Source organism: Bisbaumannia salifodinae, from assembly GCF_055388505.1.
Genome location: NZ_AP043781.1, coordinates 1375941 through 1395082, shown reverse-complemented (window position 1 = coordinate 1395082; position 19142 = coordinate 1375941). Strand labels below are relative to the sequence as shown.

At 66.5% G+C, this 19142-nt stretch carries 15 protein-coding genes and 2 pseudogenes; 8 read left to right on the top strand and 9 right to left on the bottom strand.

Translation table 11 applies throughout. The annotated features are described in order from the left end of the window. The first annotated feature begins 25 nt into the window (after positions 1–25). Both ACZ5EF_RS06350 and ACZ5EF_RS06345 read left to right on the top strand, forming a co-directional pair. Positions 26–1525, top strand: coding sequence for a M81 family metallopeptidase (locus tag ACZ5EF_RS06350; protein WP_346063271.1), 1500 nt, complete (start codon positions 26–28; stop codon positions 1523–1525). Next, positions 1522–2415 carry a carbon-nitrogen hydrolase family protein gene (locus tag ACZ5EF_RS06345; protein ID WP_346063272.1) on the top strand — a complete coding sequence of 298 codons (894 nt, stop codon included), beginning with the start codon at positions 1522–1524 and terminating at the stop codon, positions 2413–2415. Before ACZ5EF_RS06350 ends, ACZ5EF_RS06345 begins: the two co-directional genes overlap by 4 nt. A gap of 90 nt (positions 2416–2505) precedes the next feature. On the opposite strand, the gene ACZ5EF_RS06340 is transcribed toward ACZ5EF_RS06345, so the two are convergent. From ACZ5EF_RS06340 to ACZ5EF_RS06325, 4 genes are all read right to left on the bottom strand, one after another. Continuing rightward, on the bottom strand, positions 2506–3303 hold the full coding sequence (locus ACZ5EF_RS06340; protein WP_346063273.1) for an enoyl-CoA hydratase-related protein: 798 nt from the start codon (positions 3301–3303) through the stop codon (positions 2506–2508). Then, positions 3300–5504, bottom strand: coding sequence for an acetate--CoA ligase family protein (locus ACZ5EF_RS06335; protein ID WP_346063274.1), 2205 nt, complete (start codon positions 5502–5504; stop codon positions 3300–3302). Before ACZ5EF_RS06335 ends, ACZ5EF_RS06340 begins: the two co-directional genes overlap by 4 nt. 1 nt (position 5505) lies before the next feature. Further along, the gene (locus tag ACZ5EF_RS06330; RefSeq protein ID WP_346063275.1) at positions 5506–6294 is read right to left on the bottom strand and encodes an enoyl-CoA hydratase/isomerase family protein; all 789 of its coding nucleotides are present in this window, start codon (positions 6292–6294) and stop codon (positions 5506–5508) included. 325 nt (positions 6295–6619) lie between these two features. Beyond that, positions 6620–7561: a transposase gene (locus ACZ5EF_RS06325; RefSeq protein ID WP_346063276.1), complete on the bottom strand. Its 942-nt coding sequence runs from the start codon at positions 7559–7561 to the stop codon at positions 6620–6622. Between the two features lie 523 nt (positions 7562–8084). Between ACZ5EF_RS06325 and ACZ5EF_RS06320 the strand changes: the two genes are divergently transcribed. Next, a complete protein-coding gene (locus ACZ5EF_RS06320) occupies positions 8085–8969 on the top strand; it encodes a MurR/RpiR family transcriptional regulator (protein ID WP_346063277.1) in 885 nt (294 codons plus the stop codon). Between the two features lie 140 nt (positions 8970–9109). Here the strand turns inward: ACZ5EF_RS06320 and ACZ5EF_RS06315 are convergent, their stop codons facing one another. Beyond that, a complete protein-coding gene (locus ACZ5EF_RS06315; protein WP_346063278.1) occupies positions 9110–10087 on the bottom strand; it encodes an NADPH:quinone reductase in 978 nt (325 codons plus the stop codon). Between the two features lie 88 nt (positions 10088–10175). After that, the gene (locus ACZ5EF_RS06310; protein WP_346063279.1) at positions 10176–10763 is read right to left on the bottom strand and encodes a hypothetical protein; all 588 of its coding nucleotides are present in this window, start codon (positions 10761–10763) and stop codon (positions 10176–10178) included. A 172-nt stretch (positions 10764–10935) separates the two neighbouring features. Between ACZ5EF_RS06310 and ACZ5EF_RS06305 the strand changes: the two genes are divergently transcribed. The 3 genes from ACZ5EF_RS06305 (at position 10936) to ACZ5EF_RS06295 (ending at position 13316) form a co-directional block, all read left to right on the top strand. Then, positions 10936–11688, top strand: a complete 753-nt coding sequence (locus ACZ5EF_RS06305; RefSeq protein WP_346063280.1) for a glycerophosphodiester phosphodiesterase family protein — start codon at positions 10936–10938, stop codon at positions 11686–11688. 82 nt (positions 11689–11770) lie between these two features. After that, positions 11771–12580: a motility protein A gene (locus tag ACZ5EF_RS06300; protein WP_346063281.1), complete on the top strand. Its 810-nt coding sequence runs from the start codon at positions 11771–11773 to the stop codon at positions 12578–12580. Continuing rightward, positions 12573–13316, top strand: coding sequence for an OmpA/MotB family protein (locus ACZ5EF_RS06295; protein ID WP_346063282.1), 744 nt, complete (start codon positions 12573–12575; stop codon positions 13314–13316). The genes ACZ5EF_RS06300 and ACZ5EF_RS06295 overlap by 8 nt, the downstream gene beginning before the upstream one ends. A gap of 58 nt (positions 13317–13374) precedes the next feature. Here ACZ5EF_RS06295 and ACZ5EF_RS06290 read toward each other — a convergent pair. Further along, a pseudogene (locus ACZ5EF_RS06290) lies at positions 13375–14315 on the bottom strand (IS110 family transposase). 518 nt (positions 14316–14833) lie between these two features. Here ACZ5EF_RS06290 and ACZ5EF_RS06285 point away from each other — a divergent pair. After that, positions 14834–16078, top strand: a complete 1245-nt coding sequence (locus ACZ5EF_RS06285) for a NupC/NupG family nucleoside CNT transporter (RefSeq protein ID WP_346064094.1) — start codon at positions 14834–14836, stop codon at positions 16076–16078. A gap of 98 nt (positions 16079–16176) precedes the next feature. On the opposite strand, the gene ACZ5EF_RS06280 is transcribed toward ACZ5EF_RS06285, so the two are convergent. Continuing rightward, positions 16177–17643, bottom strand: a complete 1467-nt coding sequence (locus ACZ5EF_RS06280) for a cobyric acid synthase (protein ID WP_346064093.1) — start codon at positions 17641–17643, stop codon at positions 16177–16179. Positions 17644–18057: 414 nt separating this feature from the next. Between ACZ5EF_RS06280 and ACZ5EF_RS06275 the strand changes: the two genes are divergently transcribed. Next, positions 18058–18528 carry a hypothetical protein gene (locus ACZ5EF_RS06275; RefSeq protein ID WP_346064092.1) on the top strand — a complete coding sequence of 157 codons (471 nt, stop codon included), beginning with the start codon at positions 18058–18060 and terminating at the stop codon, positions 18526–18528. Between the two features lie 70 nt (positions 18529–18598). On the opposite strand, the pseudogene ACZ5EF_RS06270 reads toward ACZ5EF_RS06275, so the two are convergent. Continuing rightward, a pseudogene (locus ACZ5EF_RS06270) lies at positions 18599–18790 on the bottom strand (nucleotide-binding protein); the annotation flags it as partial. Positions 18791–19142: the final 352 nt, after the last annotated feature.

Below are 19142 nucleotides of genomic sequence, written 5' to 3'. Positions count from 1 at the left end.
TTCACGAACAAGACGGAATCGCCCCATGAAGATTGCCATCGCCGGGTTTCATATCGAATCGGTCAGCTTCCTGCCGAACACCGCCCAATATGTCGACTTCGAAGAGGGAGCCCTGCGCGGTCCAGGCATCGTCCAGGGACTCACCGACACCAACACAGTGATTGGAGGCTTCCTCGAGATCTGCCAGGCGCAGGACGTGACACCGGTGCCTCTGGTCTACGCCTACCTGGGTGCGCTGGGACGGGTCGACGATGAAGTGGTCGAGCGCTACACGGGGGAGATCTGCCGGGAGCTGGCCGCTATCGACGATCTCGACGGCGTGCTGCTCCACCTGCATGGCGCCGCCTGGGCGCCCGGCTACGAGGATCCCGAGCGCTTCATCATCGAAGCCGTGCGCCGTACCGTCGGGGATGCGGTACGAGTCATGGTGGGCTTCGACTACCACGGCAACCTGGACGCCGACAGCATCCGCGCCTGCGATGCCGCCTTCGCCTACCAGAAGTCGCCTCATACCGATATGGGTGAGACCGGGCGGCGCACCGCCGACTGTATGCTCCGCACCCTACGCGGCGAGCTCTCGCCCACCTGTCGGCTGATCAAGCCCGGCGTGCTGACGCCCAGTATCTTCAGTGCCACCCAACTGAGCCCCCTGGCCGAGATTCTCGCCGAGGCTCGTCGCCTAGAGCGCGAGTCGAGCGACTATCTCGATATCTCCATTATGGCCGGCTTCTCCTATGCCGACGCCATCAATACCGGTTTCTCGGTCATGGTGGTCACCGACGCCAACACCGAACGTGCCGAGGCCATCGCCACCTCGCTCTCCGAGCGTATCTGGCAAGAGCGCCACGCCCTCTACCGGCCAGAGCGCATCTTCAGCCTCGACGAGGCGGTCGAGCACGCCCTGACGCGAGCCCCGCAGGTCGCTAAGCCCATCGTGCTGCTGGAGCATGCCGATCGCATGAGCGACTCCACCTATCTGCTCGATGCCTTGATCCGCCGCAACGCCCAGCGCACGGCCGTGCCCTTCCTGTGGGATCCCCAGGCGGCAGAGGCGGCGGCCGCAGCCGGGGTGGGTGCCACCACCACCCTGACACTGGGCGCACACAGCTCGCGCCGCGCAGGACCTCGCCTGAGGGTGGAGTGCGAGGTGCTGCAGGCCGAGCCCAAGAGTTACCATATCTCCGGCGCCATGCTGCAGGGTAGCTACGTTAACCTGGGACTCTCAGCCCTGCTGCGCATCGGCGATATCCTGGTCAGCGTGATCAGTCGTCCCGCCTTCGGCGTCGATGAGGATGCCTTCACCGTCTTCGAACAGGATCCTCGGGACTATGCCATTATCGTGCTGCGCTCCAAGACCCACTTTCGCCAGGTCTACCAGGAGCTAGCCGAAGAAATCCTGATCGTGGATACTCCGGACTATGGGCCGGCCGACCTCTTGACCCTGCCCTACGAGCGACTGGACACCCGGGATGTCTATCCTTTCGTGGAACGTGAGGCGATCACTGCCGAGACGGAGAGCCGATGAGTCGCAAGCTTGAAGTCAGCCTCGCCCAGATGGACCTGACGCCCTTAGCACCGGCAGACAATGGTGAGCGGCTGGTGGGGATCGCCACCGCCGAGGCCAAAGCCGGTGCTGGGCTGATCGTCTTTCCGGAACTCTGTAATACCGGCTATGTGGAGCCCCTGGCCCCGGGGGGTGGCTTCCCCTCCGGCTGCGCCTCCCATACCGAGTATGCCAAGCGGCTCTATGCGGCGGCGGCAGATCGCGACGATGCACTGATCCAGGCGCTGTCGGCTGTCGCTGATCACTACGACAGCCATATCGTGGTAGGACTCGCCCTGCGCTCGGCCACCCGATCCGGCGTGCTCTACAACGCCTCCCTGCTGCTGGGTCCCGGAGGCATTCACTCCTGCTATGCCAAGACCCACTTGTGGCACAACGAGAAGCTCTACTTCACCCCGGGTCGATCCATGCCGGTCAGCGATATCCACACGGCTCGCCTGGGCATGCAGATCTGCTATGACATCCGCTTTCCCGAAATCACCCGCTGTCTGGCCCTCCAGGGCGCCGAGGTCGTCACCAATGTCTGGGCGTCGTTCCGCGGCGCCGACGATCCGATCGAGGACGAAGGCCTCTTCCGCCATCGCGCCTTCACCCGGGCCCAGGAAAACGGCGTCTTCTTTCTTAGCTGCAACCGGGTCGGCCGCCAGGGTGACATGCAGTTCATGGGGCGCAGCCTGGTAGCCCGCCCCGATGGCCGGATCCTGGCCGCCCTGGATCACGAAAAGGAAGGTGTGCTGCGCGCCACCCTGGACCTGGACGAGGTGGTCGCCTACCGGATGAGCACCGGCATTCTCAACGACCGACGCCCCGAGCTCTACGGTACGCTGGCCGAGAACGACCTCCTGGTCTAAGCGACCGCCTCGAGATTCAGGCGCAGAACCAGAAAGCGCCGCCACAGAAACACCCGTGGCGGCTTCCGGTGCCTGATCGCCGGTTCAGCACTACCGACGCATCTTCTCCAGCATGGCGTTGACCGCGTCCAGGTGCTCCGGCTCGTTATGGCACATGCCCTGGAAGACCGCGCAGAGGTCGAGGAAGTCCTTGAGCTCGGTGCGCTGCGCCAGCTTCATCAGCCGCTTGGTCAGCCGCGTCGCCTTGGGCGGCTGGGCGGCGATACGCGAGGCCAGCTCGTTGACGCGGGCCATCAGCGCCCCGGGCTCGACCACCTCCAGCACGATGCCGTACTCCTTGGCCTCCTCGGCGTCGATCACCCGGCCGGAGAGGGTCAGCTCGAAGGCCCGCTGGTAGCCGATCAGCCGCTGCATCAGCCAGGCCCCCCCGTCGCCGGGGATGATTCCCAGGTTGAGGAAGGTCTCGCCGAACCTGGCCTTGCGGGAGGCGATGCGGATATCGGCCATATTGGCCAGGTCGAAGCCGGCGCCGATGGCGGGCCCATTGACCGCGGCGAGGATCGGCACCTCCACGGCGGCCAGCGCCAGGGGGATGCGCTGGATGCCGCGGCGGTAGCGCTCCGCTACCTCGGCCACGTTGCCGGCGAAATCGCCGCCCCGCTCGGCCATGTCCTTGACGTTGCCGCCGGCGGAGAAGGCCGAGCCGGCCCCGGTGATCACCAGCACCGAGACCTCATCGCAGGCGTTGACCCAGTCGGCGGTGGCGACGATATCGTCGATCAGGGCGGTGCCGGTGAGGGCATTACGCAGGTCGTGACGATCCAGGGTCAGGGTGGCCACCCGGTTCTCCAGGGTCAGGCGGGCATCCGTCAGCTGCGGCAGGCTCATGCGAGGCTCTCCTCGGTGCGAGTTGTCGGGTCGGCCGAGGCGTCGGCCCTTTCCTTCGCCACGATAACCCGGGCGTCCACCACGGCGTAACCCGAGGCATAGGCGATCACCGGGTTGAGGTCGAGCTCCTGGATCTCCGGGTAGGCCTCGACCAGCTGCGAGATGCGCAGCAGCAGCTCGACCAGGGCCGATTGATCGATGGCCGCGCCGCCGCGCACCCCCTCGAAGATCTTCTTGGCCTTGATCTGCGCCACCATGGAGCGGGCGTCATGGCGGGAGAGCGGGATGGCGCGGAAGGCCACGTCCTCGAGGATCTCCACGAAGATGCCGCCCAGGCCGAACATCAGCACCGGCCCGAAGATGGGGTCGCGGCTGACGCCGATGATCACCTCCACCCCCTTGGCCGCCATGGGTGTGACCAGCATCCCCTCGATCTCGGCCTCCGGGGCATAGGCGCGACAGGAAGCGAGGATGGCGCCATGGGCCTCGCGGAGCGCCGCCTCGCCCACCAGGTCGAGGCGCACCCCGCCGGCATCGGACTTGTGGAGGATATCCTTGGAGACCACCTTCATGGCCAGGGGCATGGTGCCGAAGTGTTCGGCCGCCTCGGCCAGCTCCAAGGCGTCGCGCACCAGGCGCTCCTCCGGCACCCGGATGCCATGGGCGGCCAACAGCGCCTTGGCCTCCGGTTCCAGCAGGTCGCGTCCCTCGGCCCGGGCACGGCTGAAGGCCGCCTCGGGTTCCGGCAGCCGCGCCACCGCCTCGGGGCGGGCGTGATCGGCGGCCAGATAGGCGCCCCGCTCGCCCAGTGCCGCCAGGGCGCGCACCGCATGCTCGATGGAGTAGTAGACCGGCAGCCCCGCCTCGTGGAGGCGGCGCAGCGCCGGCGGCTTGATCGGCGCATAGAGGCTGTAGACCACCAGAGGCTTGTCGATGCGCCGGGCCAGCTCGATCATCGACTCGGCGCCGCGCATCTCGTCGCCTAGCAGCGAGTCGGCGAAACGAATGCTGTAGCCGCCGAACATGCCCACCAGGAAGACGCTATCGACCCCCGCGTCCTCGGCGAGGATCTCCATGCAGCGGGCCAGCACCAGGGGGTCGGCGTCGCTGCTGCCGGCCACGTCCACCGGGTTAGCCAGGGACGCCTGGGGGAAGAGAATCTCGGCCAGCCTCGCCCGGGTGGTATCGGAGAGCTCGGCCAGGGTCAGCCCCGCCTCGGCCAGGCGGTCGGCGGCGATGGTGGCCTGGCCGCCGCCGTCGGCGAGCACCGCCACCCGCTTGCCGCGGGCCTTCTGCAACAGCTCCAGCCCCTCGGCCACCGGCAGGATCTCGTCGGAGTACTGCACCACGCTGACCCCGGCCTGGCGCAGCAGGTCGACGGTCATGGCGTAGCTGCCGGCGAGCGCCCCGGTGTGGGAGCTGGCGGACCGCTGGCCGGCCTCGGTGGCACCGGACTTGTAGACCACCACCGGCTTGGCGGCGGTGACCTCCCGGGCCACCTCGAGGAAGTGGCGACCGTCCTGGAAGCCCTCCACATAGAGGGTGGCCACCTGGGTATGGGCGTCCTCGCCCAGGTAGCGCAGGTAGTCGGCGAAGCCGGTATCGGTCTGGTTGCCCGGCCCCACATAGGTGCTGAAGCCGACCCGGCCGTTGTGCTGGGCCTCCAGGGCCAGAGAGAGCAGCATATTGCCGGACTGGGAGACGATGCCCACGCCCCCCGGCTTGACGTTGTCCAGGGCCAGCAGGTTGAGGTGCTGGTGCAGGTTGAAGACCCCGGAGGTGTTGGGGCCGATCAGCCGCACCCCCACCTCCCGGGCCACAGCGAGCAGCTCCGCCTCCAGGGCGGCACCGGCCTCGCCGGTCTCGCCGAAGCCGCTGGCGAGGATCACCGCGCCCTTGACGCCCGCGGCGCCACACTCGCGAATCAGCCCCGGCACCGTGGTCGCAGGGGTACAGATCAGCGCCAGGTCCGCCGGCCCCGGCAGCTCGCCGAGGGAGGCGTAGGCCTTGGCCCCCATGACCTGATCCACCTTGGGGTTGATGGGGTAGATGGCGCCCCGAAAGCCCTGCTTGACCAGCCCCACCATGGCCTTGTAGCCGCGCTTGGTGGGGTCCTGGGAGGCCCCCACCACGGCCACCGAGCGGGGGGCGAGGAAGTCGTGCAGCGGGCTGCGGCTGGACAGGTGACGTGCGCGATTCATCTCAGCACCCCTTGAAGTTCGGTGAGCGTTTCTCGGCGAAGGCGTCCACGCCCTCCTGCCAGTCGGCGGTGGTGGAGCAGCGGAAGACCGCGTCCAGCTCCTGCTGCAACTGGCTCTCCAGGCTCTCGTGGCTGCCCTGGTTGACCAGGCGCTTGAGCATGGCCAGGGAGATGGGCGCCTGGCGGCTCAGGGTCTCGGCCAGGCCCAGGGCCTCGTCCATCAGCGCCTCGGCGGGCACCGCCTGGCTGGCCAGCCCGAGGCGCGCCGCCTCGACGCCATCGATACGCGCCCCGGTATAGAGCAGGCGCCGGGCCTGGCCCAGACCTACCAACTGGGGCAGCAACTGGGAGACGCCGCCCCCCACGCAGGTGCCGATACTGACCTCGGGGAAGCCGATCTGGGCCGCTTCGCTCATCACCATGAAATCGCAGGCCACCGCCATCTCGGCGCCGGCCCCCAGGGCATAGCCGTTGACCGCGGCGACCACCGGCAGCGGGCTGCGCAGGATCGCCTCGCAGACATCGTTGCCCAGCTGCAGGTATTCGCGGCGCTGGTGCAGGGTGCGGCCGGCCGCGCCATGCTCCTTCATATCGGCGCCCACGCAGAAGGCGCGCCCCTCGCCGCTCAACACCACCGCGCGAATCTCCGGGTCCCGCTCGGCCTCATTCAGGGCCGCCAGCAGCTCCCGGTAGAGCGGCTCCACCACCGCATTGAGGCGGTGGGGGCGATTGAAGCGAATCACCATCACCGCCGCCTGGCGCTCGATGATCAGGGTCTCGGGGCGTTGCATCGTCTCTCCTCGGCAGGGCCTGCCTGGGCATGGCGAGATAACATCGAGGCCGTCGGTCGCCACTGCCGGCCGGCCTCGCGAAAGATGAAACATCAGTGTCACTCATAGACTAATAGCGACACATCCGTTTCTTCGACGCATGCTACGGGGAGTCCCAGGAGTAAGTCAATACGTTTGTGTTGTATAAAAATACGGAATGAACCATACGTATCATTGATAATAAAAAGACGGGGGCATCGCACTTTGGCGTGAATACACGGTGGGAGATTCTATGTTGCCCCTCAAGCCGCCACCGCGGTTTCCGTGGGAGATTCTATGTTGCCCCTCAAGCCGCCACCGCGGTCGGGGGGCGATACTCCACCTCATGCTTCATCAGCGAAAATGCGATGCGGACCAGCTTCCGGGCGATGATCACCAGTGCTTGGGTTTTCTTGAGTCCGCGGGCCAGATAGCCCTGATAGGCCGCTTGCCAAGCCGGCTGACGGCTGGCCGCCATCGCCGCGTTGTGCAGCAGACGACGTACCTCCGGATCGCCCTTCTTGGTCAGCTTGCGCCGCCCACGTTGTCTTCCCGAGTCACGCACGCGGACATCCAACCCCAGGAAGGCCACGAAGGCATCACTGTGACGAAAATCACCCCGCAGGAAGGCCATCGCCAGGGCCGTCGCCGTCAGTGAGCCAACCCCCTCCATGGCCTGGCAGCGGGCGACTTGCTGGCTGAGCCCTGCCTCACGAACGATGGCCCGCAGGCGGGCCTGGATGACCTGGTCGATGCGCGTCAGCTGGGCGACCAGGCGCTTGAGTGGAGCCTTCAATTCCGGCAAGTCGGCGCAGCTCTGCTGAATCGCCACCCGGGCCTTGACGAGGGTAGCGCGGCGGCGCAGCAGAACCTGCAGCGCCCGGTAGGCGGGCGGTGGCGGGGTCCAGGGCCGCAGGGCTTCTTGCTCGCGGCTGAGGTAGCGGGCCAGCAGGCGGGCATCGCTGCTGTCGGTCTTGGCGCGGCCGCCAATGCCTTGCCGGTAATGCTTGAGTTGGTAGCCATCGATGACGTAGACCGTATGACCGTACTGATACGCCAGCTTGATCAGTAACACGTGATAGGTGCCGGTGGCCTCGATGGCGATGGTGCAGTGAGCGGGTAGACGACGCAGCCAGCCTTTGATACTGGCCTGGTTATTCTCCAGCACTTTCTCGGTGTCGGTATCCTGCCGATAGCTCACCAGTTCGTCCTTGGCGACGTCGATGCCGATGATGGTCTGGATTGTCATCTCGCGCCCTCCACGCTAGGTTGAAAAGGCTTGTCGGGGTGCCCCCAAGCGCTGGCTTGCCAAGATCGTCGGTCTGAGGGGCACTCAGCCGATGGATTCCTTATCGGCGCTTGATGGGTGGGGTGGGGCCATGTCTCCCACTGTCTGTGCCCGAGGAGGGCCAGATGCGCGGCTCGTCCCTCCACCCCGACAAGCCTTCTCACTATTGCCCGTTCTGGGTCTCCTTCAAACATACAAGCGCGGATTCCGCGCGATATCGCCCGAAGGGCGATCCTGATCGGCAGCCAAGGGCGACTTCGTCGCCCAATCGTCCGGCGGAGCCGGACTCCCACAACACCAGTGGCCAACCAAGCCTTCTCACTATTGCCCTTTCTGGGTCTCCTTCAAACATACAAGCCTGCTTCAGCAGCGGTCCGACGTCTCGGCGATGGGCCAGGTAAGTAAGCCGGCTTGCCAGGCGCCCTTGGCTACGCCAGCATGGCAGCGCCTATCGGCGACGGCGCTGTCTACACGAGGTAATTGGATGCAAGAACACTCCCCGACATCCCTGGACGAGGTCAATCAGGCCCTGGCCGCCTGCTACGCCGAGCTCAGCCCCCAGCTCAAGCTGGCAGCCAACTATGTGCTGGAACAGCCCATGGAGATCGCCTTCCAGTCGATCCGCAAGTCGGCCACGGCGGCGGAGGTGACGCCTTCCACGCTGATGCGGCTGGCCAAGCGCCTGGGCTTCGACAGCTACGAGCAGTTCCGCGAGATCTTCCAGTCGGCGGTGCAGTCCGGGCCCATCGAGCTCTCGGGGCGGGCCTCCAGCCTCAAGGCCCTGGCCAATACCGACGACCAGGTGTTTCTCGATGTGGGGGATACCGCCTTCGACAATATCGGCCGGCTCTTCACCACCGATACCCAGGCCAAGGTGCGCGAGGCGGCCGAGCGCATGCTGGCGGCCGGCAAGGTGGCGGTGGTGGGCTTCCGGGACACCTTCGCCTGCGCCTACCACTTCGCCTATGTGGGGCGCATCGCCATGCCCAATATCCAGTTGATTCGCGGCCAGGAGGGGGGACTGCTGACGGAGCTGGCGCCCTTCGGCGAGGGCGACCTGGTGGTGGCGATCGGCTTCGACCCCTACTGCGCCGAGACGGTGCGCGCCCTGGAGATCACCCGGGCCAACGGCGTCGATGCCATCGTGATCACCGACACCCTACGCTCGCCGCTGGTGCCCGGTGCCGCGGTGACCTTCAATATCGCCACCGCCACGCCCCACTTCTTCCCGTCGATCCTCTCCGCCATCACCCTGATCGAGGCGATCCTCGCCGAATGCGTGGCCTACGGCCCGGAAGCCCTGGTGGATAACGTCACCACCTTCGAATCGCGGATGCGCGCCCTTGGCGCCTATGTGGAGCTGGACTGACGAGCAAGGAGCAAGGAGCAAGGAGCAAGGAGCAAGGAGCAAGGAGCAAGGAGCAAGGAGCAAGGCAGTCTCGCCCAGCACGGCGGACGACAAGGGGGGCTTGTAGCTTGCCCCTTGTCGCTTGCTCCTGCCCGAAGGGCCTAGGGAATCAGAATGGTCGAGCCGGTGGTCTGGCGGCTGGCCAGGGCCTCCTGGGCCTTGCCCGCCTCGGCCAGGGGGAAGCGCTGGGCGATATCGATGCTGATCTTGCCGCTCTCCAGCATGGCGAAGAGCTCATCGGCCATGGCCTGCAGGCGCTGCGGGGTATCCGCATAGCCGTTGAGGCTGGGGCGGGTCACGAACAGCGAGCCCTTCTGGTTGAGGATGCCCAGGTTGACCCCCTCCACCGCGCCCGAGGCGTTGCCGAAGCTGACCATCAGCGAGCGCGGCTTGAGGCAGTCCAGCGACGTCTCCCAGGTGTCCTTGCCCACCGAGTCGTAGACCAGGTCGCACATCTCGCCATTGGTCAGCTCGCGCACCCGCTCGACCACGTCCTCCTTGGTGTAGTCGATGGTCGCCCAGGCGCCGTTCTTCTCGGCCAGCGCCGCCTTCTCCGGCGAGCTGACGGTGCCGATCAGCTTCACGCCCAGGGCCCGGGCCCACTGGCAGGCGATCGAGCCGACGCCGCCGGCGGCGGCGTGCCAGAGGATCGTCTCGCCGCCCTTGAGCTCATAAGTCTGGCGCATCAGGTACTGCACCGTCAGCCCCTTGAGCATGCAGCCGGCGGCGGTCTCGAAGTCGATGGCCTCGGGCAGCTTGACCACCTTGCCGGCGGGCAGGGTGTGCAGCTCGGCGTAGGCGCCCAACGGGCCCTGGGCATAGGCGACGCGATCGCCCACCGCCAGGTGGGTCACCCCCTCGCCCACGGCGTCCACCACCCCGGCCCCCTCGGTGCCCAGGCCCGAGGGCAGCGACGGCGCCGGATAGAGGCCGGTGCGGAAGTAGATATCGATAAAGTTGAGGCCCACCGCGGCGTTCTTGACGCGCACCTCACCGGGGCCCGGGGCGGCGGGGGGAACATCGACGAACTCGAGTACCTCAGGACCGCCGGTGCGGGAAAACTGGATACGCTTGGCCATGGGAATATCCTTAATGGGCTAACGAATGGGTGCGTCTATGCAAGCGCCGAATGGCCCGGCGGTCAAGTCACGGCAGGTGACTCGACGCTCAGCCCAGATGCTCGGGAAAACTGGCCAGGCCCTGCACGAAGCGCTCCTTCTCCTCCTCGAAGCCCTTGGTATCGTGCTTGAAGCGGCGCAGCACCTCGGTGTCGTCGACCGCGATGGGCGCCCCGGCCTCGGCCAGGGTCGCCGCCGGATGACGCGCCCCCAGGCCGATGCGCTGCCCGTCGCGACCGGCAAACCATCGGGTGATGCCGCAGTCGCGATAGAAGGCCTCGGCGTCGGCATCCTCGGCCTCCACCCGCAGCGGGGCCTTGGTGGCCAGCTCGGTGATCAGGGCACGGCGTGCCGGCTCCCGGTCCTCTGGCTCCTCATCTCCGTTCAGGGCACAGCTCAGGGTCAGGGTCATGCCCTGGCCGGCGGCGTCCAGCACCAGCAACGCCAGGGCCTGGGGGCGACCCGCGCCGTCCACCGCCGCCAGCAACCGCGCGGCTTCCTGGGCGAACAGCACGCGGCGGGTGGCGGCGAAGCGCACCAGGGGGGTCAGCCCCGCCGCCTGGCCATAGACCTCGGCACATAGCCGCGCCAGGCAGGCATCTCGGGGGGCGCTCTCGTTGAGTTGTACGACTTTCATCACTGTCTCGCTTACGGGCCGCGTTCACGGGAAAAGCGCGCAGCCTAGCATATCCGCCCCCGCGACGGTCATCGGGCCGTCATCCGAGGGAATTAAGGTAGGCTGCGAAGGCGTCGCCGAAACGGCTACACTGGCGACGCATCTTCCGGCACTCCTGCCCAGAGGCTAGCCCATGACCGATACCGCGTCCCCTGCCCTGCCCCAGTTGATCGCCCACCGCGGGCTCTCCGCCCATGCCCCGGAAAACACCCTGAGCGCGGTGCGTGCCGCCCATGCCAATGGCATCGACTGGGTCGAGCTGGACGTGCAGCTGCTGGGCGACGGCACCCCGGTGATCTGGCACGACCGTGGCGTGCGACGCTGTTCCAATGGCCGCGGCGGCCTGCACAAGCTGGACCTGGCCGCCGCCAAGGCCCTGGACGTGGGCGCCTGGTTCGGCGAGGCCTTCCGCGACGAGCGCATGGCGACCCTGGCGGAGATGCTCGAGCTGCTGCTGGCCCGGGGCATGGGCCTCAACCTGGAGCTCAAGGTGTGCCGCGGCCGCGACCCGGTGGCGCTGGCCGAGGCGGTGATTCCCCTCCTGCTCGAGGCCCTGCCCGCCGAGCGGCTGATCGTCTCCTCCTTCGACGCCCGCGCCCTGGAGAGCGCCCGCGCCCTGGTGCCGGACCCCGAGCGGCTGCGCCTGGGCGTGCTCTTCGAGAAGATCCCCAAGACCTGGCAGGCCGAGGCCGAGCGCTTCGCCGCCTTCAGCCTGCATGCCGACTGGACCCGCCTCAAGGCCGAGCGGGCCCGGGCGATCAAGGCCGCCGGCTACCGGCTGCTCTGCTATACCGCCAACGACCCGCGGGCCTTCGCCCCCTGCTGGGACTGGGGGGTGGATAGCGTGATCAGCGACGATCCCAGGCGCTTCCTCGCCGCGACTTGATCCAGATCAGGTCTGGCGCCTCAACTTCCCCGCTCCCTTGCCGATAGTCCGACTATCGATCCCTGCGCAATGGAGTGTGTTCATGAACCCCTCGACGATCATCGGCATCCTGGTCAGCAGCCTGCTGCTGGCCAGCGTGTTGCTCTTTACCGCCGAGTCGCCGCTGAGCTTTATCAACCTGCCGGGGCTGGCCATCGTCGTCACCGGCACCCTGGCCGCCACCTTTATCAGCTACCCCTTGAAGGAAGTGGTGCGGGTGGTGCGCCTGGTGGGCATCGTCTTCCGCCGCGAGAACACCTATATGCGCGACGATATCCAGGAACTGGTGGCCATCGCCCGGCTGTGGTTCAAGGGCGACGTGCGCGCCGTGGAGGCGGCCCTGGACAGGACCCGCAACCCCTTCCTGCGCACCGGCATCCAGTTGGTGATCGCCAACACCAAGGAGGAGGAAATCCTCGACCTGCTGCGCTGGCGCATCGCCCGGCTGCGCGCCCGGGAACAGGCCGAGGCGCAGATCTTCCGCACCATGGCCACCTATGCCCCGGCCTTCGGCATGATCGGCACCCTGGTGGGGCTGGTGAACATGCTGGAGGTGATGGAGGCGGGCCAGCTGGAGGTGATCGGCCCGCGCATGGCGGTGGCCCTGCTCACCACCTTCTACGGCATCCTGCTGGCCAACCTGGTGTTCAAGCCCATCGCGGTGAAGCTGGAGCGGCGCACCGAGGAGCGCCTGATCGCCATGAACATGGTGCTGGAAGGGGTCTCGCTGATCAGTAAGCGGCGCCTGCCCTCCTTTATCGAGGAGACGCTGAACTCCTTTATCGCCCATCACCACGACGAGATCCGCGACCAGGGGCGCATCGATCCCGACGAGGCTCACCAGAATGGCTAAGTTGCGCTCCCTGAAGGGGCGCCCCGAGGCCCCGCCTCCGCCGCCCCCCACGCCGCCGACCCAATCGGCGACCCTGCTGCCCCAGCACGCGCCGGGTGACGGCGGTGAGGGTGAGGGTTGGCTGATCAGTTACCTGGACGTGCTGACGCTGCTGATCACCCTCTTCGTACTGCTGCTCTCCATGACCAACCTGCAGACGGGGGAAGCCAGCAGCGAGCCCAGCGCCCCGCGTTTGACGATTCCCGCCCTGCAGGCCGCCGACCGGGTCGCCGGCCCCCTGGGCAGCGGCCTGCTGCCCCGTGAACAGGCGGGACGCGAGCCGGTGGCGCAGCTCGATCTCGAGGGGGTCAGCGTGGCCGAGACCGAGCAGGGCATCACCCTGCGCATCGACGACCAGCTGCTCTTCTCCAGCGGCGACGCCACCCTGACCGGGCCGGGCCGCGAGCTGCTCTCCGGGCTGATCCCGACCCTGGAGAGCTTCCCCGGGCGCCTCTCGGTGGAGGGCCACTCGGACAACGTGCCCATCGCCACGGCGCGCTTCCCCTCCAACTGGGAGCTCTCCACCGCCCGGGCCAGCGCCGTGCTGCGCGACCTGGAGCGCCAGGGCATCGACGCCTCGCGCATGCGCGCCATCGGCTATGCCGACACCCGGCCCCTGGCGGACAACGCCAGCGCCGAGGGCCGCGCGGCCAACCGCCGCGTGGAGATCCTGCTGCATACCCAAGCCGCCGACTAACCCGGCCCCCAGGGGGCCGGGCTTGGCACCGGGGTTGTAGGAGATTCTATGTTGCCCCTCAAGCCGCCACCGTGGTTGGGGGGCGATAATCCTCCTCATGCTTCATCAGCGAAAACGCGATGCGGGCCAGTTTCCGAGCGATGATCACCAGCGCTTGGGTAGTCTTGAGCCCGCGGGCCAGATAGCCCTGATAGGTCGCTTGCCAAGCCGGCTGACGGCTGGCCGACATGGCCGCGTTATACAGCAGACGGCGCACTTCGGGATCGCCTTGCTTGGTCAATTTACGTCGACCGCGTTGCGTTCCCGAGTCACGCACGCGGACATCCAGCCCCAGGAACGCCACGAAGGCATCGCTGTGACGAAACTCCCCGCGCAGGAAGGCCATTACCAGGGCCGTCGCCGTCAGAGAGCCAACTCCCTCCATGGCCTGGCAACGGGCGACGTGCTGGCTGAGCCCAGCCTCGCGTACGATGGCCCGCAGGCGGGCCTGGATGAACTGGTCGATGCGCGTCAGTTGGGCGACCAGGCGCTTGAGCGGGGCCTTCAATTCCGGTAATTCGGCGCAGCTCTGCTGAATCGCCACCCGGGCCCTGACGAGGGTAGCGCGGCGGCGCAGCAGAACCTGCAGCGCCCGGTAGGCGGGCGGTGGCGGGGTCCAGGGCGCAGGGCTTCTTGCTCACGACTGAGGTAACGGGCCAACAGGCGGGCATCGCTGCTGTCGGTCTTGGCGCGACCGCCAATGCCTTGCCGGTAATGCTTGAGTTGGTAGCCATCGATGACGTAGACCGTATGGCCGTACTGGTACGCCAGCTTGATCAGCAACACGTGGTAGGTACCGGTGGCCTCGATGGCAATGGCGCAGTGAGCGGGTAGACAGCGCAGCCAGCGCTTGATGCTGGCCTGGTTATTCTCCAGCACTTCCTCGGTGTCGGTATCCTGCCGATAGCTCACCAGTTCGTCCTTGGCGACGTCGATGCCGATGATAGTCTGGATTGTCATCTCGCGCCCTCCACGCTAGGTTGAAAAGGCTTGTCGGGGTGCACCCAAGCGCTGGCTTGCCAAGATCGTCGGTCTGAGAGGCACTCAGCCGATGGATTCCTTATCGGCGCTTGGTGGGTGGGGTGGGGCCATGTCTCCCACTGTCTGTGCCCGACCAGGGCCAGATGCGCAGCTCGTCCCTCCACCCCGACAAGCCTTCTCACTATTGCCCGTTCTGAGTCTCCTTCAAACATACAAGCGCGGGTTTCCCGCGCGATTGGGCGACGAAGTCGCCCCCGTGGGCCATAACCAAGATCGCCCTTCGGGCGATATCGCCGATGCGTCGGACCGTCGGCACAGCCGAGCTCCCACAGAAACCATGGTGGCGGCTTAACCAGGCGAAAAGTCCCTCCCCGCTAATCCAGCGTTGAGGCATGGGTGACGATAGGCGCATAGGCTAGCCATAGCTGCAAAATCCGACGATTTTGCGCTAAGGTACGCGCCCTCTATCCGCTCTCCCTGGTCAACTGGAGCCTCCCATGCAAACCCTGATGGGCCTGGTCGGTGTGCTTACCGTCCTCTTACTGGCCTTCCTGCTCTCCGAGAATCGCCGTGCCATCCGCCCACGCACCGTCTTCGGCGCCCTGGCCATCCAGGCGGGGCTCGGGCTCTTCGTGCTCTATATTCCCTTCGGCCAGACCCTGCTGCTGGGCCTGACCCAGGGCGTCCAGGCGGTCATCGATAGCGCCCAGGCGGGCATGAACTTCATGTTCGCCGGCCTGGTCAGCGATGAGATGTTCGAGCTGTTCGGCGGCGGCGGCTTCGTCTTCGCCCTGCGGGTGCTGCCGATCATCGTCTTCTTCTCTTCGCTGATCGCCGTGCTCTACTACCTGGGCATCATGCGCTGGCTGATCAACCTGATCGGCGGTGCCCTTCAGAAGCTCCTGGGCACCTCGCGCACCGAATCGCTCTCGGCGTCGGCCAATATCTTCGTCGGCCAGACCGAAGCGCCCATGACGGTGCGCCCCTTTATCGGCGGCATGACCCGCTCGGAGCTGTTCGCGGTGATGGTGGGGGGCCTGGCCTCGGTGGCCGGCAGCGTGCTGGGCGGCTATGCCGCCATGGGCATTCCCCTGGAGTACCTGCTGGCGGCCTCCTTTATGGCGGCGCCGGGGGGACTGCTGATGGCCAAGATGCTGGTGCCGGAGACCCGCACCCAGACCCAGGGCATCGACGAGGTGCTGGAGACGCCCAAGGAGGAACAGCCCGCCAACGTGATCGAAGCCGCCGCCAATGGCGCCGCCTCCGGGGTCCAACTGGCCATCAACGTGGGCGGCATGCTGCTGGCCTTTATCGCCCTGATCGCCCTGGCCAACAACCTGCTGGGCTGGGTGGGCGGCTTCGTCGGCTATGGCGACCTGACCCTGGAGCTGATCCTCGGCTGGCTGTTCGCGCCCATCGCCTTCCTGATCGGTATCCCCTGGGAGGAAGCGGTGCTGGCCGGCAGCTTTATCGGCGAGAAGATCATCCTCAACGAGTTCGTCGCCTTCGCCGACCTGGCCACCCATGAGGGCGAACTGAGCCCCCATAGCGAGGCGATCGTGGTGTTCGCGCTGTGCGGCTTCGCCAACCTGGGCTCCATCGCCATCCTGATGGGCGGCCTGGGACTGATGGCTCCCAACCGGCGCAGCGATATCGCCCGCCTGGGCCTCAAGGCGGTGGCCGCCGGCACCCTGGCTAACCTGATGAGTGCCGCCCTGGCCGGGCTTTTTCTCTCGCTCTAGGCGTGTCCTCCAGTAAGCCCTTACTACGCACAAGGCCCGCCATCTGGCGGGCCTTGTGCGTTGTGGTTCGGCAGTTCCAGTCCGGCCATTTAGTCAGGCTAGCGGGATACCAGCGCCTCGATGGCCGCCATATCCAGATGCTCCTCCAGGCTATCCGCCAGCCGGTCCAGGTCGCGCTGACGATGGGCGGCATAGTCCGGGGTATCGCCTGGAGTATCAATGCCCTCGCCCTCCAGCCCGCAGAGGGCCAGCAGGGCCGCGCAGGCCTCGGCCTGATCGAAGAGGCCATGCAGGTAGGTGCCCAGCACCTGGCCATCCTCGCCGATCGCGCCATCGGGGTGCCCATCGAGCTCGCAGAGCGGCCGGGCCAGCGCCGGCCCCTCGCTGAGCCCATGGTGGATCTCATAGCCGGCCAGCGGCGCCCCCGAGGCAAGCAAGTGCCCACTGACGTTGCGCAGCTGCTTGGCTGCGCCCATGCGGGTCGTGAAGTCGAGCAGCCCCAGCCCCTCGCTGCTGCCGGGCGTGCCGTCGCGGCCCTCGGGATCCTCGATGACCCGCCCCAGCATCTGGAAGCCGCCGCAGATCCCCAGCAGCTTGCCGCCATAGCGCAGATGACGGCGGATGGCGCCCTCCCAGCCCTGGGCACGCAGCCAGGCGAGGTCCGAGCGGGTGCTCTTGCTGCCGGGCAGGATGATCAGGTCGGCGGGCGGTATCGGGCGATCCGGCCCCACGAAGGTGAGTTCGACCCGCGGATGCAACCGCAGGGGATCGAAGTCGTTATGGTTGCTGATCCGCGGCAGCGCCGGCACCACCACTCGGAGTGCCGGCTCGCCGGCCTGGCGGCCCGTCAGGCCCAGGCTGTCCTCGGCGTCCAGCAGCAGGCCCTGCAGGTAAGGCAGGGTGCCCAGCACCGGCTTGCCGGTATGGTTTTCCAGCCAGTCGAGGCCCGGCTCGAGCAGCGCGATATCCCCGCGGAAGCGATTGATGATAAAGCCCCGGGTGCGTAAGCGCTCGCTCTCGCTGAGCAGCGCCAGGGTCCCGACCAGCTGGGCGAAGACCCCGCCCCGATCGATATCCCCCACCAGCAGCACCGGGCAGTCCACCGCCTCGGCGAAGCCCATATTGGCGATATCGTTGGCGCGCAGGTTGATCTCTGCCGGGCTCCCCGCCCCCTCGGCGATGATCACGTCATAACGACTCGACAACGCCTCCCAGGCCGCCAGCATCGAGACCTTCGCCTCGCGCTTGTAGGCGTGGTAGTCCAGGGCATCCATATGGCCATGCACCCGCCCACGCAGGATCACCTGGGCGCCCCGGTCGCTCTCCGGCTTGAGCAGCACCGGGTTCATATCGCTATGGGGCTCGACACCTGCTGCCAGTGCCTGCAGCGCCGTGGAGCGGCCGATCTCGCCGCCATCCACCGTCACCGCGCTGTTGAGCGCCATGTTCTGCGGCTTGAAGGGCGCCACCGACACCCCGCGCCGGGCCAGCGCCCGGCACAGCCCCGCCACCACCGTGCTCTTGCCGGCATCCGAGGTGGTGCCCTGGATCATCAGTGTCGCCATCGAAAAGCCTCGTCTCGCCCGGTTCGCCTCTTGGAATGGCGAGACTCTACCTACCCGCCCTAGTACCCGCAACGCAGGAAACATGCCCCCGCATCCACTCCCCCGATGCATTCTCATGGCCCCGGACTCATGAGAGATAGAATCAAGGCGATCGAGGCTAGCAGAAATTCAGATCCGAATTATACTCACCCCATATTGTTACATTATGTACCGACTCTATATCGTTGGATGTGACGCTGCCCCACTGAGTGAGTTCTGGGTGGGAGCACCTCACGGAAGGAGGCATGACAAGGTCGTTTCCTGGTCCTGCCCCGCTGTTCGGGCCTTGAGGCTGGCTGTCGCCGGCCTCTTGTAATAGTGATCTCCATGCGAAAAGTGGCGCGGATCATGGAGTAATTCTGGAGGAGAACCAAGATGCTTAGAAAAGGATTTGCGAGTCTAGCAACGGTTATTGCCCTGGTTTCCGCTGCTCCCGCGCAGGCCTGCCCCGATTGGCAGGGCCAACCCCATTTCGGCACCATTCAACTCAACGCCGGGTTCCAGCCCGACCCCTATGTCCGCAACATTACCGCGGGTGGCACCAACAGCCTGACCGGCTGCGGCGCGGCAGGCTGGGCCGGGTACGTGACCACGCGGCCCGATTTCGACCTCTACTGGAACGGCCAGTCGGCGCAGTTGACCATCGCGGTCGACGCCTCCGCCGATGCCGTCTTGCTGGTAAACGCACCCGACGGCACCTGGTACTACAATGATGACTATCGCGGCACGGACCCCGCGATCACCTTCAAGAACCCTCAGCCGGGCCTCTATGACATCTGGATCGGATCCTACGATGGCTCGCAACGAAACCCCGGCCGACTGATCTTTACCGAGTACAACTACTAAGGTACAACGATTAACCGGCGAGCTTTATGCTGAGTTAATCGCGGCACAGGGACGCGCCACCTGACACCGCCGCCAGCGCCTGCAGCGCCGTGGAGCGGCCGATCTCGCCGCCGTCCACGGTGACCGCACTGTTGAGCGCCATGTTCTGCGGCTTGAAGGGCGCCACCGACACCCCGCGCCGGGCCAACGCCCGGCACAGCCCCGCCACCACCGTGCTCTTGCCCGCATCCGAGGTGGTGCCCTGGATCATTAGTGTCGCCATGCGAATTGCCGCCCCCCGCTGCTGGTAAATGCCTGTGTCCCTGAAAGGGCACTAAGGTACCACTTGCCACTCCCCCAACGGAGGCTCCGATGAAAATCGCAGCAGCGACCGAGCGCCACGCCGCCAGGGTTCGGGCATAGAGGGAAAGTCTGTCCCGAGGAGAGCAGGCCGCCCTAGAGGGGCCAATCTATCGCCAATCCGAGGCGAAGGAGAAACAGCGCAAATGGCTGAGGTGCTCTGGGCAGCCACGTAATCTAACGCCAGGTTAACCTGAAAATTACGGAGGGCGCCGCCCAGAGTAATTTGTCGGGTTCAACCACTCGTTATACAGGCCATCCAGTTATACACATGG